Annotated in this window: 1 protein-coding gene; it reads right to left on the reverse strand. The window is 59.5% G+C overall.

What is annotated here, in order from left to right:
* Nucleotides 1-232, reverse strand: a 232-nt coding sequence (locus tag AC6UDF_RS07460; RefSeq protein ID WP_500724271.1) for a hypothetical protein, incomplete at both ends; no start/stop codon positions are given.

Here is a 232-nt window from a genome sequence, read left to right on the forward strand (position 1 = left end):
ATGTAGCCCTCGGCGTTGTAGATTTCCGTCCCGTTGTTTTCGTTTCGAAGCGTGAACGTGCCGTCTCCGTTCGCGGCGAGATACGCGATGGGCTGGGCCTTGTCCTCGTACCAGCGCCCGCTGGCTGGATCCTTGAGATACTTGATGCGGCGACCGTCGGGCCGTTGTACCCACGCCAGCTGGTTTGCATCGGTGAACGCGAGCGAATAGTCGAAGTTGCTCAGCCAGTGAT

It is taken from the genome of Fructilactobacillus sp. X2R6C1, assembly GCF_059901295.1.